The 16,521-nt window shown below is 70.8% G+C and carries 17 protein-coding genes and 1 pseudogene; 12 read left to right on the top strand and 6 right to left on the bottom strand.

From position 1 onward, the window contains the following. The first annotated feature begins 298 nt into the window (after positions 1-298). The 9 genes and pseudogenes from IE241_RS02335 to IE241_RS02295 form a co-directional block, all read left to right on the top strand. A complete protein-coding gene (locus IE241_RS02335; RefSeq protein WP_190019858.1) occupies positions 299-583 on the top strand; it encodes a DUF7848 domain-containing protein in 285 nt (94 codons plus the stop codon). Further along, the gene (locus IE241_RS02330) at positions 580-831 is read left to right on the top strand and encodes a hypothetical protein (protein ID WP_190019857.1); all 252 of its coding nucleotides are present in this window, start codon (positions 580-582) and stop codon (positions 829-831) included. The genes IE241_RS02335 and IE241_RS02330 overlap by 4 nt, the downstream gene beginning before the upstream one ends. 231 nt (positions 832-1,062) lie before the next feature. Next, positions 1,063-2,244: a cyclophane-forming radical SAM peptide maturase AmcB gene (gene amcB / locus IE241_RS02325; RefSeq protein ID WP_308433607.1), complete on the top strand. Its 1,182-nt coding sequence runs from the start codon at positions 1,063-1,065 to the stop codon at positions 2,242-2,244. Next, entirely contained in the window at positions 2,241-2,435 is a 195-nt protein-coding gene (gene amcA, locus IE241_RS02320; RefSeq protein WP_190020479.1) for a multiple cyclophane-containing RiPP AmcA, read from the top strand. The genes amcB and amcA overlap by 4 nt, the downstream gene beginning before the upstream one ends. Positions 2,436-2,504: 69 nt before the next feature. After that, positions 2,505-3,191 carry a pentapeptide repeat-containing protein gene (locus IE241_RS02315; protein WP_190019855.1) on the top strand — a complete coding sequence of 229 codons (687 nt, stop codon included), beginning with the start codon at positions 2,505-2,507 and terminating at the stop codon, positions 3,189-3,191. 27 nt (positions 3,192-3,218) lie between these two features. After that, positions 3,219-3,953, top strand: a complete 735-nt coding sequence (locus IE241_RS02310; RefSeq protein ID WP_190019854.1) for a hypothetical protein — start codon at positions 3,219-3,221, stop codon at positions 3,951-3,953. Positions 3,954-4,108: 155 nt separating this feature from the next. After that, positions 4,109-5,164, top strand: coding sequence for a lipoate-protein ligase LplAB (lplAB, locus tag IE241_RS02305; protein ID WP_190019853.1), 1,056 nt, complete (start codon positions 4,109-4,111; stop codon positions 5,162-5,164). 40 nt (positions 5,165-5,204) lie between these two features. Continuing rightward, on the top strand, positions 5,205-5,540 hold the full coding sequence (locus IE241_RS02300) for a hypothetical protein (RefSeq protein ID WP_190019852.1): 336 nt from the start codon (positions 5,205-5,207) through the stop codon (positions 5,538-5,540). A gap of 41 nt (positions 5,541-5,581) precedes the next feature. After that, positions 5,582-6,103, top strand: a pseudogene (locus IE241_RS02295) (lipoate--protein ligase family protein); the annotation flags it as partial. An 86-nt stretch (positions 6,104-6,189) separates the two neighbouring features. On the opposite strand, the gene IE241_RS02290 reads toward IE241_RS02295, so the two are convergent. Genes IE241_RS02290 through IE241_RS02275 form a run of 4 tightly spaced genes read right to left on the bottom strand, consistent with a single transcriptional unit; the run spans position 6,190 to position 10,806 of the window. Continuing rightward, complete coding sequence (locus IE241_RS02290) at positions 6,190-7,188, bottom strand: TIGR03842 family LLM class F420-dependent oxidoreductase (protein WP_190019851.1); 999 nt, start codon at positions 7,186-7,188, stop codon at positions 6,190-6,192. A gap of 41 nt (positions 7,189-7,229) precedes the next feature. After that, positions 7,230-8,630 (bottom strand): dihydropyrimidinase, encoded by a 1,401-nt coding sequence (hydA, locus tag IE241_RS02285; RefSeq protein WP_190019850.1) that lies wholly within the window; start codon positions 8,628-8,630, stop codon positions 7,230-7,232. Further along, entirely contained in the window at positions 8,627-9,967 is a 1,341-nt protein-coding gene (locus IE241_RS02280) for an aspartate aminotransferase family protein (protein WP_190019849.1), read from the bottom strand. The genes hydA and IE241_RS02280 overlap by 4 nt, the downstream gene beginning before the upstream one ends. Continuing rightward, positions 9,964-10,806: a nitrilase-related carbon-nitrogen hydrolase gene (locus IE241_RS02275; RefSeq protein ID WP_190019848.1), complete on the bottom strand. Its 843-nt coding sequence runs from the start codon at positions 10,804-10,806 to the stop codon at positions 9,964-9,966. Before IE241_RS02275 ends, IE241_RS02280 begins: the two co-directional genes overlap by 4 nt. A gap of 192 nt (positions 10,807-10,998) precedes the next feature. Here IE241_RS02275 and IE241_RS02270 point away from each other — a divergent pair, with 192 nt between their 5' ends. Genes IE241_RS02270 through IE241_RS02260 form a run of 3 tightly spaced genes read left to right on the top strand, consistent with a single transcriptional unit; the run spans position 10,999 to position 13,403 of the window. After that, complete coding sequence (locus IE241_RS02270; protein WP_190019847.1) at positions 10,999-11,511, top strand: MarR family winged helix-turn-helix transcriptional regulator; 513 nt, start codon at positions 10,999-11,001, stop codon at positions 11,509-11,511. Continuing rightward, a complete protein-coding gene (locus IE241_RS02265; protein WP_229898688.1) occupies positions 11,508-12,791 on the top strand; it encodes an MFS transporter in 1,284 nt (427 codons plus the stop codon). The genes IE241_RS02270 and IE241_RS02265 overlap by 4 nt, the downstream gene beginning before the upstream one ends. 60 nt (positions 12,792-12,851) lie before the next feature. Next, positions 12,852-13,403 (top strand): isochorismatase family protein, encoded by a 552-nt coding sequence (locus tag IE241_RS02260; protein ID WP_190019846.1) that lies wholly within the window; start codon positions 12,852-12,854, stop codon positions 13,401-13,403. Between the two features lie 9 nt (positions 13,404-13,412). Here the strand turns inward: IE241_RS02260 and IE241_RS02255 are convergent, their stop codons facing one another. Beyond that, positions 13,413-14,471 carry a ligand-gated ion channel gene (locus IE241_RS02255; RefSeq protein WP_190019845.1) on the bottom strand — a complete coding sequence of 353 codons (1,059 nt, stop codon included), beginning with the start codon at positions 14,469-14,471 and terminating at the stop codon, positions 13,413-13,415. A 68-nt stretch (positions 14,472-14,539) separates the two neighbouring features. Then, complete coding sequence (gene ggt / locus IE241_RS02250; protein ID WP_190019844.1) at positions 14,540-16,390, bottom strand: gamma-glutamyltransferase; 1,851 nt, start codon at positions 16,388-16,390, stop codon at positions 14,540-14,542. Between the last annotated feature and the right edge of the window lie 131 nt (positions 16,391-16,521).

Genomic DNA, 16,521 nt, shown 5'->3' with positions numbered 1-16,521 from the left:
CAGCCGGAGCACGGCCGGGTTCTGATCTTCAAGGACCATCCGCCCAAGACCATGAACGCCCCACTCGAAGTGGCCCGGCAGATCACTTACCCCCTCCCGAAGCGGAGCGCGAAGAGCATACGGTGAGTGATCCCAACCGACCGACGGTGAGACCGCATCCCGCGCATTACAGCGCGGCCGACGGCGGCCCGAACTCGCACCGGGCGTTCGTGGTCGGGAAGGGCGGGGTCGTCAAAGTGCCCACGCCCCGGCAGCCATGCCAGCCCGTCCGCCCTGCTCGGCGGGAAGCGGGTGCACCGTGAGCACCACCGCCCATGTGAAAACCCGCGAGATCGTCAAGGACGCCCGTGGCTTGCGGGCCATCTGGCGATACGTCCTGCACCGCATCGTCGTGCACTCCGACACCATCACCTACGGCGCCCAGTGTCTCGCCTGCGAATGGACCGTCCAGCGGAGTGACGACGCGGCCATGCACCAGGCATGCATGCGCCACACCGGCCGCCAACCCGACCACACCGCGTTCTGGACCTACTGCCGGGCCATGGCTTACGTGCAGCCCGCCACCCAGGGGGAGCGGCGGTGAGCATGAAGGCAGAGCGCCCGGACCTCTCTGTGGCCTACCGATATCTGGTCACCACTCCCCACGCCTCCGGGCCGGGCCACGACTACGTTGCCCCGGCCGACGCGCCGGGGCCGTCCTGCCGCACCTGCCGCTTGCTGGATGCCGACCTGGCCAAGGCCATCAGGAGCGGTGACGTGGCGGCTGAGACACGGTCCGCTCGGCACCGGGTGGCCCACTGGTCGAGCATGCACCGGACGGTCCAGTGGTGACCCGGTACCGACCCCGGGGCGGTCCTGACGCCATGCTGTGCCCGCGTGGCGGGCACAGCATCGAACCGCTTCGCGCGGGTGTGTACCGGTGCGACGAGCACGGCGTGACGGTCGTCCGCAAGCCACCGTGGCCCCCCACCCCGGTCGTGCGGGCCGTCAACGCTGCCACGGCTTCCTGAAGAAGAACGGACTCGGGTTCCTGACGGAGACGGCCGGCAGTCCAGGGCGACGATGAGGCCGCGGAAGAGGAGGGGTTCTATGACACAACGCTGCGGTAGTCGGCCGCACCGCCGGTACGGCCGGTGGTTCGCGCGGAAGCCACAGACCGTCGTGGTCCAGCCCACGAGTTTCTGCAACATGGGGTGCTTCTACTGCTACCTGCGAGACAAGGGCTTGAAGAACGACATGTTGCCCGCTACGGCCGCAGCCGTGGCTGAGTCCCTTGCCGGCCTCGCCAGCATCGGTCACCCGTTGGGTCTGGTCTGGCACGGCGGGGAGCCTCTGACCCTGGGGACGGAGAAGTTCTCCGCTCTGCTCGCCCCCTTCGAGACCCTGCGCCAGGACGGCCGGATGCACCACTACGTCCAGACCAACGCCACCCTGGTCACACCCGCTTGGTGCGACCTGCTGGAAGAGTTCGAGTTCCGGGTTGGCGTGAGCATCGACGGCCCGGCTGCCCTGAATACCCAGCGCGTAGACCTCCGGGGCCGGCCTGCCTTCGAACGGATCATGCGGGGCGTTGGTCTTCTGCGGGAGCGCGGTATCCCGTTCTCGGTGATCGCGGTGGTGGGGCGGGAGGGCATCGGCCACCCGGAAGAGCTGCTGGACTTCGTTGCCACGCTGGGCTGCCACTCAGTGGGCTTCAACATCGAGGAGACCGAGGGCGTCAATACCGAGCGCCGGCCGCCCACCCGCGATCAGGCCGAGGAGTTCTGGCGGCGGGTCCTGGCGTGGTCACGCAGTCACCGCGGCCCGGTGATACGCGAGCTGGAGCGGATCTCCGAGTACCTCAGCCTTGCCCGGAGCGGGCAGAAGGATGACTGGGACAACCGTCTCCTTGACCCCATCCCCACCGTGACCTGGAACGGCGACGTCGTGTTGTTATCGCCGGAACTGGCCGACACCAGCGACTCCGCTTACGCCGACTTCCTTGCCGGGAACGTACGGGAGAAAACCATCGCGCACATGCTGAGGGAAGCCCCCCACCTGCGCTACGTCCGCGAGTTCCTGACCGGCCTGGAGCGCTGCCAGGCCGAATGCGAGTTCTTCGACTTCTGCCGGGGTGCCCAGGCCGGCAACCGCTACTTCGAGAACGGGAGCCTGGCCACCACAGAGACGAACTACTGCCGTGTTTCCCGGCAGGCCCTGGTAATGGCCCTGTCCACCACCGCGAAGAAGGAGCAGATCGCATGACCTTACTGGAGCAGCTCACTGCCACCGACGCGCCCGTGGTGCGTGAGCTGATCGCCGCGTTCGGCCGCCCGCAGGGTGGACCGATCCACGCCAAGTTCGACAACCGACCCACCTGGGACAACTGGGCGAAGGAGCCTCCGGTGACCTTCAACAACCAGCCGACCTGGGACAACTGGAACAAGAAGAAGTAGACGGCTCCCCCCTGGCACGCCTGCGCGGACGCGGGCGTGCCACCGGCTGACACCGTGAAGGAAGAGCGCATGGAATCGCGCAAGGTACGCCGTGTGAGCGTGACCCTGCCCGCCCTGGATGAGCCGGGCCTGTACCTGTCGAACGTCCAGTCACTCGAAAGCGGCCGGGGCCGAGTCGCAGAGTTCCAGTACGCCGACATGGACCTCCGTGAACTCGACCTCGTCGGCACACACCTGCTGGACGGCCGCATCCAGCGGGTGAGGACCCAGCGTGCCCGGTTCCACGAGGTGCGGGCCGACTCGGTGCAGTTCTCGGACTGCGACCTCTCCTCTCTGAAATGGTCGGACGGCAAGCTGTCCCGCGTTACGTTCAGCAACTGCAAGCTGATGGGGGCACTCCTGGAGGACGTGGCCCTGGACAACGTCCTCTTCGAAAACTGCAAGTTCGACTACGCCACCCTCGACCGAGTCCGCGCCACCGGCCCGGTGATCTTCTCGAAGTGCACCCTCCGGGAGACAACCGTCCGGGCCTGTGACCTCGGCTCAGTGGCCATCGAAGCGTGTGACTTGCGGCTCGCCGAGTTCGAGGGCGGCAAGTACCGCGACTGCGACCTTCGAGGCAATGACCTGAGCACGCTACGCGGAACGGCCGCGCTCAAGAAGGTCCTTATTGACCGGGCCCAGGTCGCCCAACTGGCCGATGCGCTGGCCGCCGAGCTGGAGGTCACCTACGGCGAAGACCTCGACGACGAATGACCCCTGCCTAGGACGAGAGGGACGACGATGGCAGTGAGCTTGGCGTTCGGCCAGTGCGGAAGCCTCCGTGAGCGGTGTGAGATCGGTTCCGTCCGGTTGAGCCACGATGAAGCGGAATACGACGATGGGGCAGTCGTGCCGGCCGGTGACTGGCGGCCGCTGAACATGAGGGAAGCCCAATGGTTCGAGGCCGAGCCCGGCACCCCCGACGGCACGCTGATCGAATTGGTGCGCGAGCCCCTGCCGGTCATTCGGGCGGAAGAGGTATCGGACATCCACGCGACCGCCGCCGACCTCTATCCGTTCGCGGACCGCTGTCCGGCCGATTTCCTGGGCTGCGTCACGAATCCTGGAGACGCGCGCACCACGACTGAAGACCCCGCCACCGGGCGACGCCTCGGCCTCCACGTCGACAACTGGGACCGTCTCCCCTACGGGGCCCGGGGCGACGGCCGACGCAGGCTCTGCCTGAACCTAGGACCCGGCGTCCGCTACTTCCTCCTCGGTGACCGGGACATCGAAGAGATCTACCGACTCGTTCATCCCGACCCGGAACACCACTACCCGCACACGGACGACGTGAGGCGCTATGTCACCCAGGGGCGGCCGCTGCAATGCCTGCGCATCCGCCTGGATCCCGGGGACGGCTACCTAGCCCCCACCGAGCTGCTGCCCCACGACGGCTCCACCCTGGGCGGAAAACAGCCCTCCACTGCTGCCTTCTGGCTGGGCCGGTGGCCAGCGGGCACCGGCACGCTCTGACCGGCTCCTCTGGCGCTTCAGGCGGTAGGTCGGCCATTGCCGCGGATCGTGGCCACGTCCGGGACGCTCCGGCCAAGGGCACCTCGGCCCAACACGTACGGTGGCTGTATCCGCCGCTGAGAACGGCTCAGAGGCACGTTTCTGGAAGGTGCACGGTGCACGGCGAGTACAAGGTTCCGGGCGGCAAGCTGGTCGTCGTGGACGTCGAGGTGCGCGACGGGGCCCTCCGTGACGTCCGGGTCGCGGGTGACTTCTTCCTGGAGCCCGACGAGGCGCTGTTCGACATCAATCGCGCGCTGGAGGGGGCCAACGCCGACCTGCCGGCGCAAGAGCTCGCCGCCCGTATCGACGCGGCGCTGCCCGAGGGCACCGTCATGTTCGGTCTGACCTCCGAGGCTGTCGGCGTCGCCGTCCGCCGCGCCCTGGCCAATGCCACCGACTGGCACGACTACGACTGGCAGCTCATCCACGAGGGCCCCCAGTCCCCCGCGCTGCACATGGCGCTGGACGAGGTGCTGACCGCCGAGGTCGCGGCCGGGCGGCGGCCGCCGACGCTGCGCGTGTGGGAATGGGAATCGCCGGCCGTGATCATCGGTAGTTTCCAGTCGTTGCGCAACGAAGTGGATATGGAATCCGCCGCGCGTCATGGCATGACGGTCGTCCGGCGCATCAGCGGCGGCGGGGCTATGTTCGTAGAACCCCAAAGTACGATCACCTACTCGCTCTATGTACCGGACTCCCTCGTGCAAGGGCTGTCCTTCGCGGACAGCTATGCCTACCTCGATGACTGGGTGCTCGCCGCCCTTGGGGACATGGGCATCAAAGCCTGGTACCAGCCCCTCAACGACATCGCCACCGAGTCCGGGAAGATCGCCGGGGCCGCGCAAAAGCGAATGGTCGGCGAGAACGGCGCGGTCCTGCACCACGTGACCATGGCCTACGACATCGACGCGGACACAATGCTTGAGGTTCTGCGCATCGGCCGGGAAAAGCTGTCCGACAAGGGAACCAAGAGCGCCAAGAAGCGCGTCGACCCGCTCCGCCGGCAGACAGGTCTTCCTCGGACCGAGGTCATTGACCGCATGGTCGCCTCCTTCCGCGACCGCTACGGCTGCTCGGTTGGCGAGGTGACCGAGCAGGAGCTGAGCCGTGCGCAAGAACTGGCGCAGTCCAAGTTCAGCTCCCAGGAGTGGACCGCCCGCGTTCCATAGATCACAGCCAATCCCGATCTTGGCCATTAGGGTCTCGATCATGGAATTGGGTGAGTACCGACGCGTGGGGGATCGCCCTCCCCCCACGCCGATCGAGCGTCCGGACAACGCGACTCGCTTCTTAGCGAATACGCTCGCGAACGTAGCGGCTTGGCGAGCCGCCGAGGCCGCACAGACGCCATGCGAGGGAGCCGCCTCGGAACTGGCGGCGAGGTTCACTCCGCAGGAGTTCGAGCACGTGGTGCGGCTCCTCGCGGACGACGGGACCCCTGCCTCGATGGCCCTCCTCCAGGCCCTCAGCAACGAGGACGAAGAGCGGATCGGCGACGTTTCCGCAGGTGAGTGGGTGTCTAGGCCCGCGCCGAGCCTCCGCTGAACCGGGCTCGATGATCGTCGTAGTGTACTGTCGCTACGACCTTCATCGAGCCGGGCAACACCATCACTTACTCGCTGTGCGTGCCGGACGCCCTGGTGCAGGGCCTGTCCTTCGCCGACAGCTACGCCTACCTGGACGACTGGGTGCTGGGCGCGCTGGAGGGCATGGGGGTCAAGGCCTGGTACCAGCCGCTCAACGACATCGCCACCGAGTCGGGGAAGATCGCGGGCGCGGCGCAGAAGCGGCTGGTGGGCAGCGCGGGCGCGGTGCTGCACCACGTGACGATGGCGTACGACATCGACGCGGACAAGATGCTGGACGTGCTGCGCATCGGCAAGGAGAAGCTGTCGGACAAGGGCACGAAGAGCGCGAAGAAGCGCGTCGACCCCCTGCGCCGCCAGACCGGGCTGCCGCGCGCCGGCGTCATCGAGAAGATGATCGAGTCCTTCCGGGGCCGCTACGGGCTCACGGCGGGCTCGGTCACCCCCGAGGAGATGGCGCGGGCGGAGGAACTGGCCGCGACGAAGTTCTCCTCCGCGGAGTGGACGGCGCGCGTGCCGTAGGGCGGGCGGTGGCCGACGAGCGGTGGGCGGCGGGCGGGCACGTGCGCCGGGGTCCGGCGGCCGGGCCCGCCCCGGCTCCGCTCCGCTCAGCTCAGCGCGGGGATCAGGTGCTCGCCGTACGCGTCGATCGTCGCCTCCTTCGCGTCGTGCATGGCGTAGACCGCGAACTGGTCCACTCCGAGCTCGCGCAGGTGCTCCAGCCGTTCGCGGTGGGCCTCCACGGGGCCCAGGAGGCAGAAGCGGTCCACGATCTCGTCGGGCACGAAGTCCGTGGAGGGGTTTCCCGCCCGGCCGTGGTGGCTGTAGTCGTAGCCGTGGCGCTGCTTGATGTAGGCGGTGAGGGCCTCGGGCACCAGGCCGGAGTGCTCGCCGTAGCGCTCGACCAGGTCGGCCACGTGGTTGCCGACCATGCCGCCGAACCAGCGGCACTGCTCGCGGGCGTGGGCGAGGTCGTCGCCGACGTAGGCGGGGGCGGCGACGCAGATGCTGACGGCGGCCGGGTCCCGGCCGGCCTCGGCGGCGGCCTCCCGCACGTGCTTGATCATCCATTCGGTGAGGAAGGGGTCGGCGAGCTGCAGGATGAAGCCGTCGGCCTCCTGGCCGGCGAGGGCGAGGGCCTTCGGGCCGTAGGCGGCCATCCACACGGGCAGCCTGCCGTCCCGGATCCAGGGGATCTTCAGCGCCGTGCCGCCGACGTCGGCCTCGCGGCCCTCGGCGAGGTCGCGGATGACGCGGATGGACTCCCGCAGGGAGGCGAGGGTGTTGGGCTTGCGGCCGGCCACCCGCATCGCGGAGTCCCCGCGGCCGATGCCGCACACCGTGCGGTTGCCGTACATGTCGTTGAGGGTGGCGAAGGTGGAGGCGGTGACCTCGGGGGTGCGGGTGGAGGGGTTGGTGACCATCGGCCCCACGACGAGCCGCTCGGTGTGCTCCAGGATGCGGCTGTAGATGACGAACGGCTCCTGCCACAGCACGGAGGAGTCGAACGTCCAGCCGTAGCGGAAGCCTGAGCGCTCGGCGCGGCGCATCAGGTCGACGACGGCGGTGGCGGGCGGGTCGGTCTGCAGGACGAGGCCGAAGTCCACGGAGGTGCTCCTTAACGTCATACGTGGTGCGTCGTGGCGTCTTACGTCAGGTACTGGCAGGTGGCGCGGGGGACGTAGCGGCCGTGGCCGGCGCGTCCGGTGAACTTCCGCTGCTCGATGACGGTTTCGCCGCGGGAGAGGACGGTCTCGACCTGTCCGGTGACGCGCTTGCCCTCGTAGGCGGAGTAGTCGACGTTCATGTGGTGGGTGGCGGCCGAGAGGGTCTGCTCGGCGTGCGGGTCGTAGATGACGATGTCGGCGTCGCCGCCGGGGGTGATGGTGCCCTTGTGGGGGGCGAGGCCGAACATCCGAGCGGGGGCGGCGCAGGCGATCTCGATCCAGCGGCGGCGGGTGATGTGGCCGTCGACCACGGCCTGGTGGAGGAGGTCCATGCGGTTCTCGATGCCGGGCAGGCCGTTGGGGATCTTCGAGAAGTCGCCGCGGCCGAGCTCCTTCTGGCCGGAGAAGCAGAACGGGCAGTGGTCGGTCGAGACGACCTGGAGGTCGTCGGTGCGCAGGCCGCGCCAGAGGACGGCCTGGTGCTCGCGGGGGCGCAGCGGGGTGGAGCAGACGTACTTCGCGCCTTCGAAGCCGGGCTCGGCGAGGTTGTCAGTGGACAGGAAGAGGTACTGCGGGCAGGTCTCGCCGAAGACGGGCAGTCCCTTGTCGCGCGCCTGGGCGAGCTCGGCGACGGCCTCCTCGGCCGACACGTGCACGACGTACAGGGGGCTGCCGGCGACGCGGGCGAGCTGAATGGCCCTGTGGGTGGCCTCGGCCTCCAGCAGCGCCTTGCGGACCTCGCCGTGGTAGCGGGGGTCGGTGCGCCCGGCGGCGAGGGCCTGTTCGACGAGGACGTCGATGGCGATGCCGTTCTCGGCGTGCATCATGATCAGCCCGCCGTTGCCGGCGGCGCGCTGCATGGCGCGCAGGATCTGCCCGTCGTCGCTGTAGAAGACGCCGGGGTAGGCCATGAAGAGCTTGAAGGAGGTGACCCCTTCGGCGATGAGGAGGTCCATCTCCTTCAGGGAGCTCTCGTTCACGTCGGAGAGGATCATGTGGAAGGCGTAGTCGACGGCGCAGCGGCCGGCGGCCTTGGCGTGCCAGCGGTCGAGGCCCTCGCGCAGGGCCTGGCCGCGGCTCTGGACGGCGAAGTCGACGATGGTGGTGGTGCCGCCCCAGGCGGCGGCCCGGGTGCCGGTCTCGAAGTCGTCGGAGGAGGCGGTGCCGCCGAAGGGCAGGTCGAGGTGCGTGTGGGCGTCGACGCCGCCGGGGATGACGTACTTCCCCGTGGCGTCCAGGGTGCGGTCGGCGTGCCAGCCTTGGGCGAAGGCGCTGCCGGACGCGGCGAGGGCCGCGACCTTGCCGTCCTCGACGAGCACGTCGGCGCTGGTCTCTTCGGCGGCGGTGATGACGAGGCCGCCACGGATGGCCGTCGTGGTCATGGCCGTTCCTTTCCGGCGATGGTGAACTGCACTTGGCGCAGCACCGTTTCAAGGGCGGCTGCGCCCTCCTCCGCCTCGGTGATGGTGAGGGACAGCGGCGGCGCGATGCGCAGGACGTTGGCCTCGCGGCCGCCCTTGCCGATCAGGAGGCCTTCCTCCCTGGCCAGTTCGAGGACGAGGGATGCCGCTTCCGGCGAGGGCGATCCGTCGTGCTCGACCAGCTCGATGCCGATCATCAGGCCGCGGCCGCGCACCTCACGGACGGCGGGGAAGCCTGCGGTGACGGCGCGGAGCCGCTCGATGAGCAGGCCGCCGACCCGGCGGGCGTTGCCCTGGAGGTCGTGTTCCAGGAGGTGGGTGAGGTTGGCGAGGCCGGCGGCCATGGTGACGGGGCTGCCGCCGAAGGTGGAGATGGAGTTGGCGTCGAGGCAGTTCATGACCTCGGCGCGGGCGACGACGCCGCCGACGGACATGCCGTTGCCGATGCCCTTGGCGAAGGTGAGGAGGTCGGGCGGGCCGTGCTCGGCGTGGGCCTGCCAGCCCCAGAAGTGGTCGCCGGTGCGGCCCCAGCCTGTCTGCACCTCGTCGGTGATCCAGAGGATGCCGCGCTCGGCGAGGACCTCGCGGAAGGCGGCGTAGAGGCCGTCGGGCGGGGAGGTGAATCCCCCGACGCCCTGGACCGGTTCGGCGATCAGGGCGGCCACCCGGCCGTGGGTCTGGCCGAGCATGTCCGTGAGGTCGGCGACGCAGGCGGCGGTGAAGTCGGCGTCGGACAGGTGGGCGTAGGGGCCGGAGGTGCGCACTCCGCCGTGGACGTAGAGCGTCTGGAGCGGCGAGAGGCTGGTGGGCGACCAGGAGGAGTTGCCGGTGATGCCCACGGCGGAGAAGGAGCGCCCGTGGTAGCTGTTGCGCATCGCCAGGATCTGGTTGGAGCGGCGGTAGGAGGTGGCCAGCAGGAGGGCGGCGTCGTTGGCCTCGGTGCCGGAGGTGGTGAAGAAGACGCGGGCGTCGGGGATGCCGGAGAGGGCGGCGATGCGCTCGGCGAGCTCGACCATGTGCCGGTCGAGGTAGAGGGTGGAGGTGTGCAGGATGCGCCCGGCCTGCTCGGACACGGCCTTGGTGACCTCGGGCAGGGCGTGGGCGGTCATCGTGGTGAGGATGCCGCCGAAGAAGTCGAGATAGCGGCGGCCGCGGGCGTCCCAGACGTGGCGGCCCTCGCCGTGGGTGAGCTCCAGGGGCTCGCGGTAGTAGAGGGAGAGCCACTCGGGCATCACCGCGCGGTGCCGGGCGTGCAGGTGGGTGGCCGGGGAGCCGCCCGGCCCGGGCGCGGAGGTCATGGCCGGACCAGCCCGTCGTAGGCGTCGGGCCTGCGGTCGCGGTAGAAGGCCCACTGCTGCCGGACGTCCTCGATGAGGCCGAAGTCCAGGTCGCGGACGAGGAGTTCCTCCTTGGTGTCGCTCGCCACGTCTCCGACGAACTGCCCCCGGGGGTCGACGAAGTAGGAGGTGCCGTAGAAGTCGTTGTCGCCGTACTCCTCGCGGCCGACGCGGTTGATGGCGGCGATGAAGTACTCGTTGGCGACGGCCGCGGCGGGCTGCTCCAGCTTCCAGAGGTAGCCGGAGAGGCCGCGGGAGGTGGCCGAGGGGTTGTAGACGAGCTGGGCGCCGTTGAGGCCGAGCTGGCGCCAGCCCTCGGGGAAGTGGCGGTCGTAGCAGATGTAGACGCCGACCTTGCCGACGGCCGTGTCGAAGACGGGCCAGCCGAGGTTGCCCGGGGCGAAGTAGTACTTCTCCCAGAAGCCCTTGACCTGGGGGATGTGGTGCTTGCGGTACTTGCCGAGGTAACGGCCGTCGGCGTCGATGACGGCGGCGGTGTTGTAGTAGAAACCGGGGCCTTCGGTCTCGAAGACGGGCACGACGATCACCATGCCCGTCTCGCGGGCCAGCTCCTGCATCCGGCGGACCGTGGGCCCGTCGGGGACGGGCTCGGCCCAGCGGTAGTGCTCGCTCTCCTGCACCTGGCAGAAGTAGGGGGCGTTGAAGACCTCTTGGAAGCCGATCACCTGCGCGCCCTGGGCGGCGGCCGCGCGGGCGTGCTCCTCGTGCTTGGCGAGCATGGATTCGGTGTCGCCGGTCCAGGTGGCCTGGACCAGAGCGGCGCGGACGACATTGGCCATGAGCTGCTCCTTCACGGGGGCGTCAGCCGGGCCGACCGGCCAGGCTGACACGTGTAGATCCACGTGTGGTTGCGACCGTAGGACGCGGCACGCCGCGCGGCAAGACCGTCGATCGTCCTGTGGATAACTCGGCTTGCGCATAAGAACACAGAAAAACTTGCAAGTTTGCCTGTCGATATTTACGGTGGACGCATGCCCGACAAGGAACCCGACCAGAAACCCGGCCAGGAATCCGACCAGGAATCCGGCACGGCCGACGCGGATACCGGCCAGCCGTCCGGCAAGGATCAGGAACGCGCCGCCGCCGATCTGGCCGCGACGGTCTCCCAGCTCATGCGCCGCCTGCGCGTGGCGTCCCCGCAGGGCGCGCTCACCCCCTCGCAGCGCGCCGTCCTCGGCCGTCTGGACACCGCAGGGCCCGCCACCACCGCCGAGCTGGCCCGCGCGGAGCTCGTCCGACCGCAGTCCATGCGCGTCATCGTCGCCAGGCTGGAGGAGCTGGGCCTGGTGACCCGCTCCCCGCATCCCACGGACGGGCGGCAGGTCCTGTTCTCCCTCACGGAGCACGGTGACGAGGCCATCGCCTCCGTACGGCACTCCAAGCACGCCTGGCTCGCCGACGCCATGGCCCACCGGCTCACCCCGGAGGAACAGCGGGCCCTCGCCGACGCCACCCTCCTGCTCAAGCGCCTGGTGGAGGAGTGAAGGCCTTAAGGGCGCCCCTGCGCGCCCGCGGCCCCGGCGCCGCCCCGGACGAGGGCTTCGGCGCGCGCCTGATGACGCCGCTGCTCCTCGGTGCCGTCCTCAACCCCCTCAACAGCACCATGATCGCCACCGGTCTGGTGGCCGTAGGCCGCGACTTCGGCACCGGCCCCTCCGGCACGGGCTGGCTCCTGTCCTCCCTCTACCTCACCAGCGCCGTCGGCCAGCCCGTCATGGGCCGCCTCGCCGACTCCCTCGGCCCCCGCCGCGTCTTCCTCGCGGGCCTCGCCATCGTCTGCGCGGGCGGCCTGCTCGGCACGCTGGCGCCCGCCTTCGGCTGGCTGATCGCCGCCCGTGTGCTGCTCGGCCTCGGCACCTCGGCCGCCTACCCCGCCGCGATGGCGATGCTGCGCGCCGAGTCCCTGCGCACCGGCCGCCCCGCACCCCGCCCCGTGATGGGCCGCCTCTCGCTCGCCGCCCTGGGCAGCGCGGCCCTCGGCCCCACCCTCGGCGGGCTCCTCACCGCGACCACAGGCTGGCGGGGCATCTTCGCGGTCAACGTGCCGCTCGCCCTGCTGGCGCTGGCCGTGGCCCTGCCGTGGCTGCCGCACGACCGCACCGGCCCTGCAGAACCTGTGCGGGGCTCCGTGCAGCAGGGGCCCGTACAGCCGCAGCAGCCCGCCGGCTGCCCGTCCGGCGACTCCCCGACGCGCCACGCCCTCCTGCGCACCTACCTCCGCCACGGGCTCGCCTACCTGACGATCTACTGCGCCCTGTACGGATACGCCCAATGGCTGGAGGAGGCCCGGGGCTGCACCTCCTTCCAGGCCGGTCTGGTCATGCTGCCGATGTCCCTCGCGGCGGCCGTCTGCTCGCTGCTCGGCGCCCGGACGAAGGGCCTGCGCGCCCCGCTCACCACGGCCGCCGCACTGCTCGCCGCGGGCAGCGGCATCCTCGTGGCCGCCACCGGCGGCACCCCGCTCGCCGCGCTGCTGATCGCCTCCGCGCTCTTCGGCGTGCCGCAGGGCCTGGCCTCCACCGGCAACCAGGCCGCCGTCTACGCCCAGGCGCCGCCCGACCGCGTCGGCTCCGCGGCCGGACTGCAGCGCACCGCCCAGTACACGAGCGCGATAGCCGCCACCGGCCTCCTCGCCCTCTGCTTCGGGCGGCAGGCGAGCGACGCCGGGCTCCACCGGCTCGCGGCCGTCACCGGCGCGCTGAGCCTGCTGCTGCTCGCCCTCACCGCCACCGACCGCGCCCTCCGCGCGCGTGCCCGCACCTGACTCCCGTACCCGACCCCCGCACCCGACCCCGACCCCGACCCCGAAAAGGAGTCCACAGCCATGCCCGTCACCACCCTCGACACGACCACCGCCCTCGTCCTCATCGACCTCCAGAAGGGCATCGTGGCGCTCCCCACCGCCCATCCCTCCCAGGAGATCGTCGAGCGCGGCGCGCGCCTGGCCGCCGCCTTCCGAGAGCGCGGCCTGCCCGTCGTCCTCGTCCGGGTCGTCGGCTCCGCACCGGGCCGCTCCGAGGCGCCCCTGCGCAGCGGGCGCCCGCCGGCCGGCTTCGCCGACCTGGTGCCCGAACTCGGCCGGGAGGAGAGCGACATCGTGGTCACCAAGCACACCTGGGGCGCGTTCCACGCCACCGACCTGGACCTCCAGCTGCGGCGCCGCGGCGTCACCCAGATCGTCCTCGCGGGCATCGCGACGGGCGCGGGCGTGGAGTCCACCGCGCGCGCCGCCCACGAGCACGGCTACCACGTGACGGTCGTGACCGACGCCGTCACCGACCCCGATCCGGAGGTGCACCGCATCGCCGTGGAGAAGGTCCTGCCGCGCCTGGCGGAGACCGGCACGACGGACGAGGTGATCAAGCTGCTGGGCTGACGGCCCCGGCTAGCCCACGTAGGCGGCGTACGCGACCATCGCCCCGGCGGCGGCCGCGTACGCCGCGAGGGCGATGACCGCACCGCGGTGGTGCAGCCGCTCGACGCGCTCCGGGTCGCCGCCGCGGACCGTCCAGCGCCAGGACAGCACGGTGGCGACCACGGCCAGCAGCACGTAGACGAGAGTGAGCAGATGCAGCGCGTCGATGAGCGTCAGCCCGACGCTGCTGGTGATGACGGTGTTCACCTGCTGCATGTTGAGCATGACGACGAACAGGCCGCCGCCCAGCAGGGACAGCCTGCTCTGCATCGAGTCGAGCTTCTCCCCCATGCCCAGCTCCTCGCTGTGCGAGGGCAGCAGGAAGGTGGCGGTGCCGATGAGCAGCATCAGGTACAGCGGGCCCGTCAGCTTCCAGAAGATGACGGGGTCGCTGCGCGAGAGGGAGATCTGGACGAGCAGCCTGCTGCGCGTGCTGCCCTTGCCCCTGGGGAGGGTGGCGTCGCCGAAGTTGGTGGGGAAGTGCCGGTCGACCGCAACGAGGCGGAAGCCGGTGATCCGCCAGCCGGGCGGCGCGATCCCCTCGTTCACCCCGGAGTCCTCGTTGTCGGGAACGAACCGGGTCTCCTCGGCCTCCTTACGGGAGGTGATCTTGATTTCGATGCGGTGGCGGTCGAAGGGGAAGGCCCGGACGCCCCAGTCCTGCCGGAAGGTCCCCTGGACCCGGACCACATCCCTGAACATGCCCTTCTCGCTGGTCAGGGCGGGCTCGCTCTTCTCCAGGTCGTCGTTGTAGTTGCTGAACGCCGCCCCGGGCAGCGGGTCCAGGTCGCGCCGCGGGCAGACGCTCCACACCGTCACCCGCGCCCCGAAGGTGTGCCCGACGGGATCGAGGCCGTAGAGGTCGCTGAGATAGGCGCCGGTCCGGCAGGTGCCCGGCTCCGCCGCCGCGCTCGCGGCGGGACTGCCCAGCAGCCACGCCGCGAGCGCGCCGAACAGCGCTGCCAGCATGCCCGGGACGCCGGTGAGAGCCCGGCGCCGGCCTGCGGATTCCTCACAGTGCACAGCCATATGCCGGTGATCCTGACCGGATCGGAGGCCGGAGATTCACTCTCCTCCCTCACCCGCCCGGGCGCATTTCAGCGCACCGGCGGCTTGCCGCTCGGGCGCACCACCATCGCCGAGCCCCCGCCGCGCCGTGTCCGCTCGGCGGCGGCCACCCACCGGCCGTCCGGCAGCAGCTGGACGCCGGTCGCCGCGCCGATCTCCGGGTTGAGCTTGAAGGTGTGCCCGATGGCCTCCAGCCGGCCGCGCAGCGGGCTGTTCCACAGGTCCGGTTCCAGCTCGGTGGCCGCGGCGTTGCGCTGGCTCGCGCGCGGCGCGGCGATCGCGTCGACGAGCGGCATCCCGCGGTCGACGTGGTTGAGGAGGGTCTGCAGTGCCGTCGTGATGATCGTGGCACCGCCGGGCGAGCCGAGGGCGAAGGCGGGCCGCCCGTGGTCGAGGACGATCGTGGGCGACACCGACGAGCGCGGGCGCTTGCCCGGGCCGGGCAGGTTCGGGTCGTGGACGCCCGGGGTGACGGGGACGAAGGAGAAGTCCGTCAGCTCGTTGTTGAGCAGGAAGCCGCGGCCGGGGACGGTGATGCCGCTGCCGCCGGTCTGCTCGATGGTGAGCGTGTACGCGACGACGTTGCCCCACTTGTCGGCGACCGTCAGATGGGTGGTGTGCTCGCCCTCGTAGGGCGTGGGCGCGGCCTTGCCGTGTGCGCCGCAGGGCACCGGGCGGCGCGGGTCGCCGGGCGCCAGCGGGCTGGTGAGCACCGCGCCGTCCTTGATCAGGCAGGCGCGGCTGTCCGCGTAGCGCTGGGAGGTGAGGGCCTTGGTGGGCACGGATTCGAAGGCCGGGTCGCCCACCCAGCGGTTGCGGTCGGCGAAGGCGATCCTGCTGGCCTCGATGTAGCGGTGCAGGTAGGTCTTCGCGTCGAGCTTCGAAAGGTCGCCCTTCTCCAGGATGTTGAGGGCCTCGGCGACCGTCGTGCCGCCGGAGGACGAGGGGCCGATTCCGTAGACGTCCAGGCCCCGGTAGGACGTGCGGGTCGGCGCCTGGCGCTTCGCCGCGTACTCCCGGAGGTCCCGCTCCGTCAGGTCGCCGGGGCGGGCCACGCGCCCGGAGGCCGGGTCGACGGGCGGCTTGCGCACGGTACGGACGATGTCGCGGCCCACCTCGCCGCGGTAGAGGGCGCCGACGCCGCGCTCACCCAGGAGCGCGTAAGTGCGGGCGAGGTCGGGGTTCTTGAGGGTGCTGCCCACGGCGGGCGGGCGGCCGCCGGGCAGGAAGAGCTTCGCCGTCGCCGGGAAGTCCTTGAAGCGGGCCTCGTTGTCGGCCGTCTGCCGGCGGAAGGTGGCGTCGACGGTGAAGCCCGAGCGGGCGATGCGCTCGGCGGGCCGCAGCACCTGGGCGAGCGAGCGGGTGCCCCAGGTGCGCAGGGCGGTGTCCCAGGTGGCGGGGGTGCCGGGGGTGCCGACGCTCAGGCCGCTGGTGACGGCGTCGGCGAAGGGAACGGGCTTCCCCTTCTCCAGGAAGAGGTTCTTGTCCGCGCTCAGCGGGGCGCGTTCGCGGCCGTCGATGGTGGAGACCTGGTGCCGCTTCGCGTCGTAGTGGACGAAGTAGCCGCCTCCGCCGATGCCCGCGGAGTACGGCTCGGTGACGCCGAGCGCGGCCGCGGTGGCCACGGCCGCGTCGACGGCGTTGCCGCCCTTGCGGAGCACTTCGATGCCGGCGGCCGAGGCATCGGCGTCGACGCTGGCCACGGCGCCGCCGTAGCCGGCGGCGACAGGGGTCTTGGCGGGGGTGCGGTCCGCCTCGGCGAGCGGGCCGCCGGGCTGGGCGGCGGCCGGGAGGGCGCCGAGTCCGACGACCAGGGAGGCTGCCGCGGCGAGCACGGGCAGACGTCGGTGCGGGGGCTTCTTCGTTCTCGGGCGGGCCATTCTGCCTCCAAGCGGGCGAGCGGGCCCCGGAGCCTACCCGCGCCGCCACGGCGCGCAACCCCACCGGACACAATCGGCGGTGCCGCGACGCGCCTCCGGCGCGGTGCCAACCACCCCCGCCGTCACGGGGT

Source organism: Streptomyces hiroshimensis (assembly GCF_014650335.1).
GTDB classification, from domain to species: Bacteria; Actinomycetota; Actinomycetes; order Streptomycetales; family Streptomycetaceae; genus Streptomyces; species Streptomyces hiroshimensis.
This window is presented reverse-complemented; position numbering and strand designations above follow the sequence as displayed.

Excerpts from the sequence above, each read along its gene's own strand:
- amcA (WP_190020479.1), top strand. The coding sequence starts at position 2,241 with ATGACCTTACTGGAGCAGCTCACTGCCACCGACGCGCCCGTGGTGCGT.
- IE241_RS02270 (WP_190019847.1), top strand. The coding sequence starts at position 10,999 with ATGCCCGACAAGGAACCCGACCAGAAACCCGGCCAGGAATCCGACCAG.
- IE241_RS02300 (WP_190019852.1), top strand. The coding sequence starts at position 5,205 with ATGGAATTGGGTGAGTACCGACGCGTGGGGGATCGCCCTCCCCCCACG.
- ggt (WP_190019844.1), bottom strand. The coding sequence starts at position 16,390 with ATGGCCCGCCCGAGAACGAAGAAGCCCCCGCACCGACGTCTGCCCGTG.
- IE241_RS02310 (WP_190019854.1), top strand. The coding sequence starts at position 3,219 with ATGGCAGTGAGCTTGGCGTTCGGCCAGTGCGGAAGCCTCCGTGAGCGG.
- IE241_RS02275 (WP_190019848.1), bottom strand. The coding sequence starts at position 10,806 with ATGGCCAATGTCGTCCGCGCCGCTCTGGTCCAGGCCACCTGGACCGGC.
- hydA (WP_190019850.1), bottom strand. The coding sequence starts at position 8,630 with ATGACCACGACGGCCATCCGTGGCGGCCTCGTCATCACCGCCGCCGAA.
- IE241_RS02315 (WP_190019855.1), top strand. The coding sequence starts at position 2,505 with ATGGAATCGCGCAAGGTACGCCGTGTGAGCGTGACCCTGCCCGCCCTG.
- amcB (WP_308433607.1), top strand. The coding sequence starts at position 1,063 with ATGAGGCCGCGGAAGAGGAGGGGTTCTATGACACAACGCTGCGGTAGT.
- IE241_RS02280 (WP_190019849.1), bottom strand. The coding sequence starts at position 9,967 with ATGACCTCCGCGCCCGGGCCGGGCGGCTCCCCGGCCACCCACCTGCAC.
- IE241_RS02255 (WP_190019845.1), bottom strand. The coding sequence starts at position 14,471 with ATGGCTGTGCACTGTGAGGAATCCGCAGGCCGGCGCCGGGCTCTCACC.
- IE241_RS02260 (WP_190019846.1), top strand. The coding sequence starts at position 12,852 with ATGCCCGTCACCACCCTCGACACGACCACCGCCCTCGTCCTCATCGAC.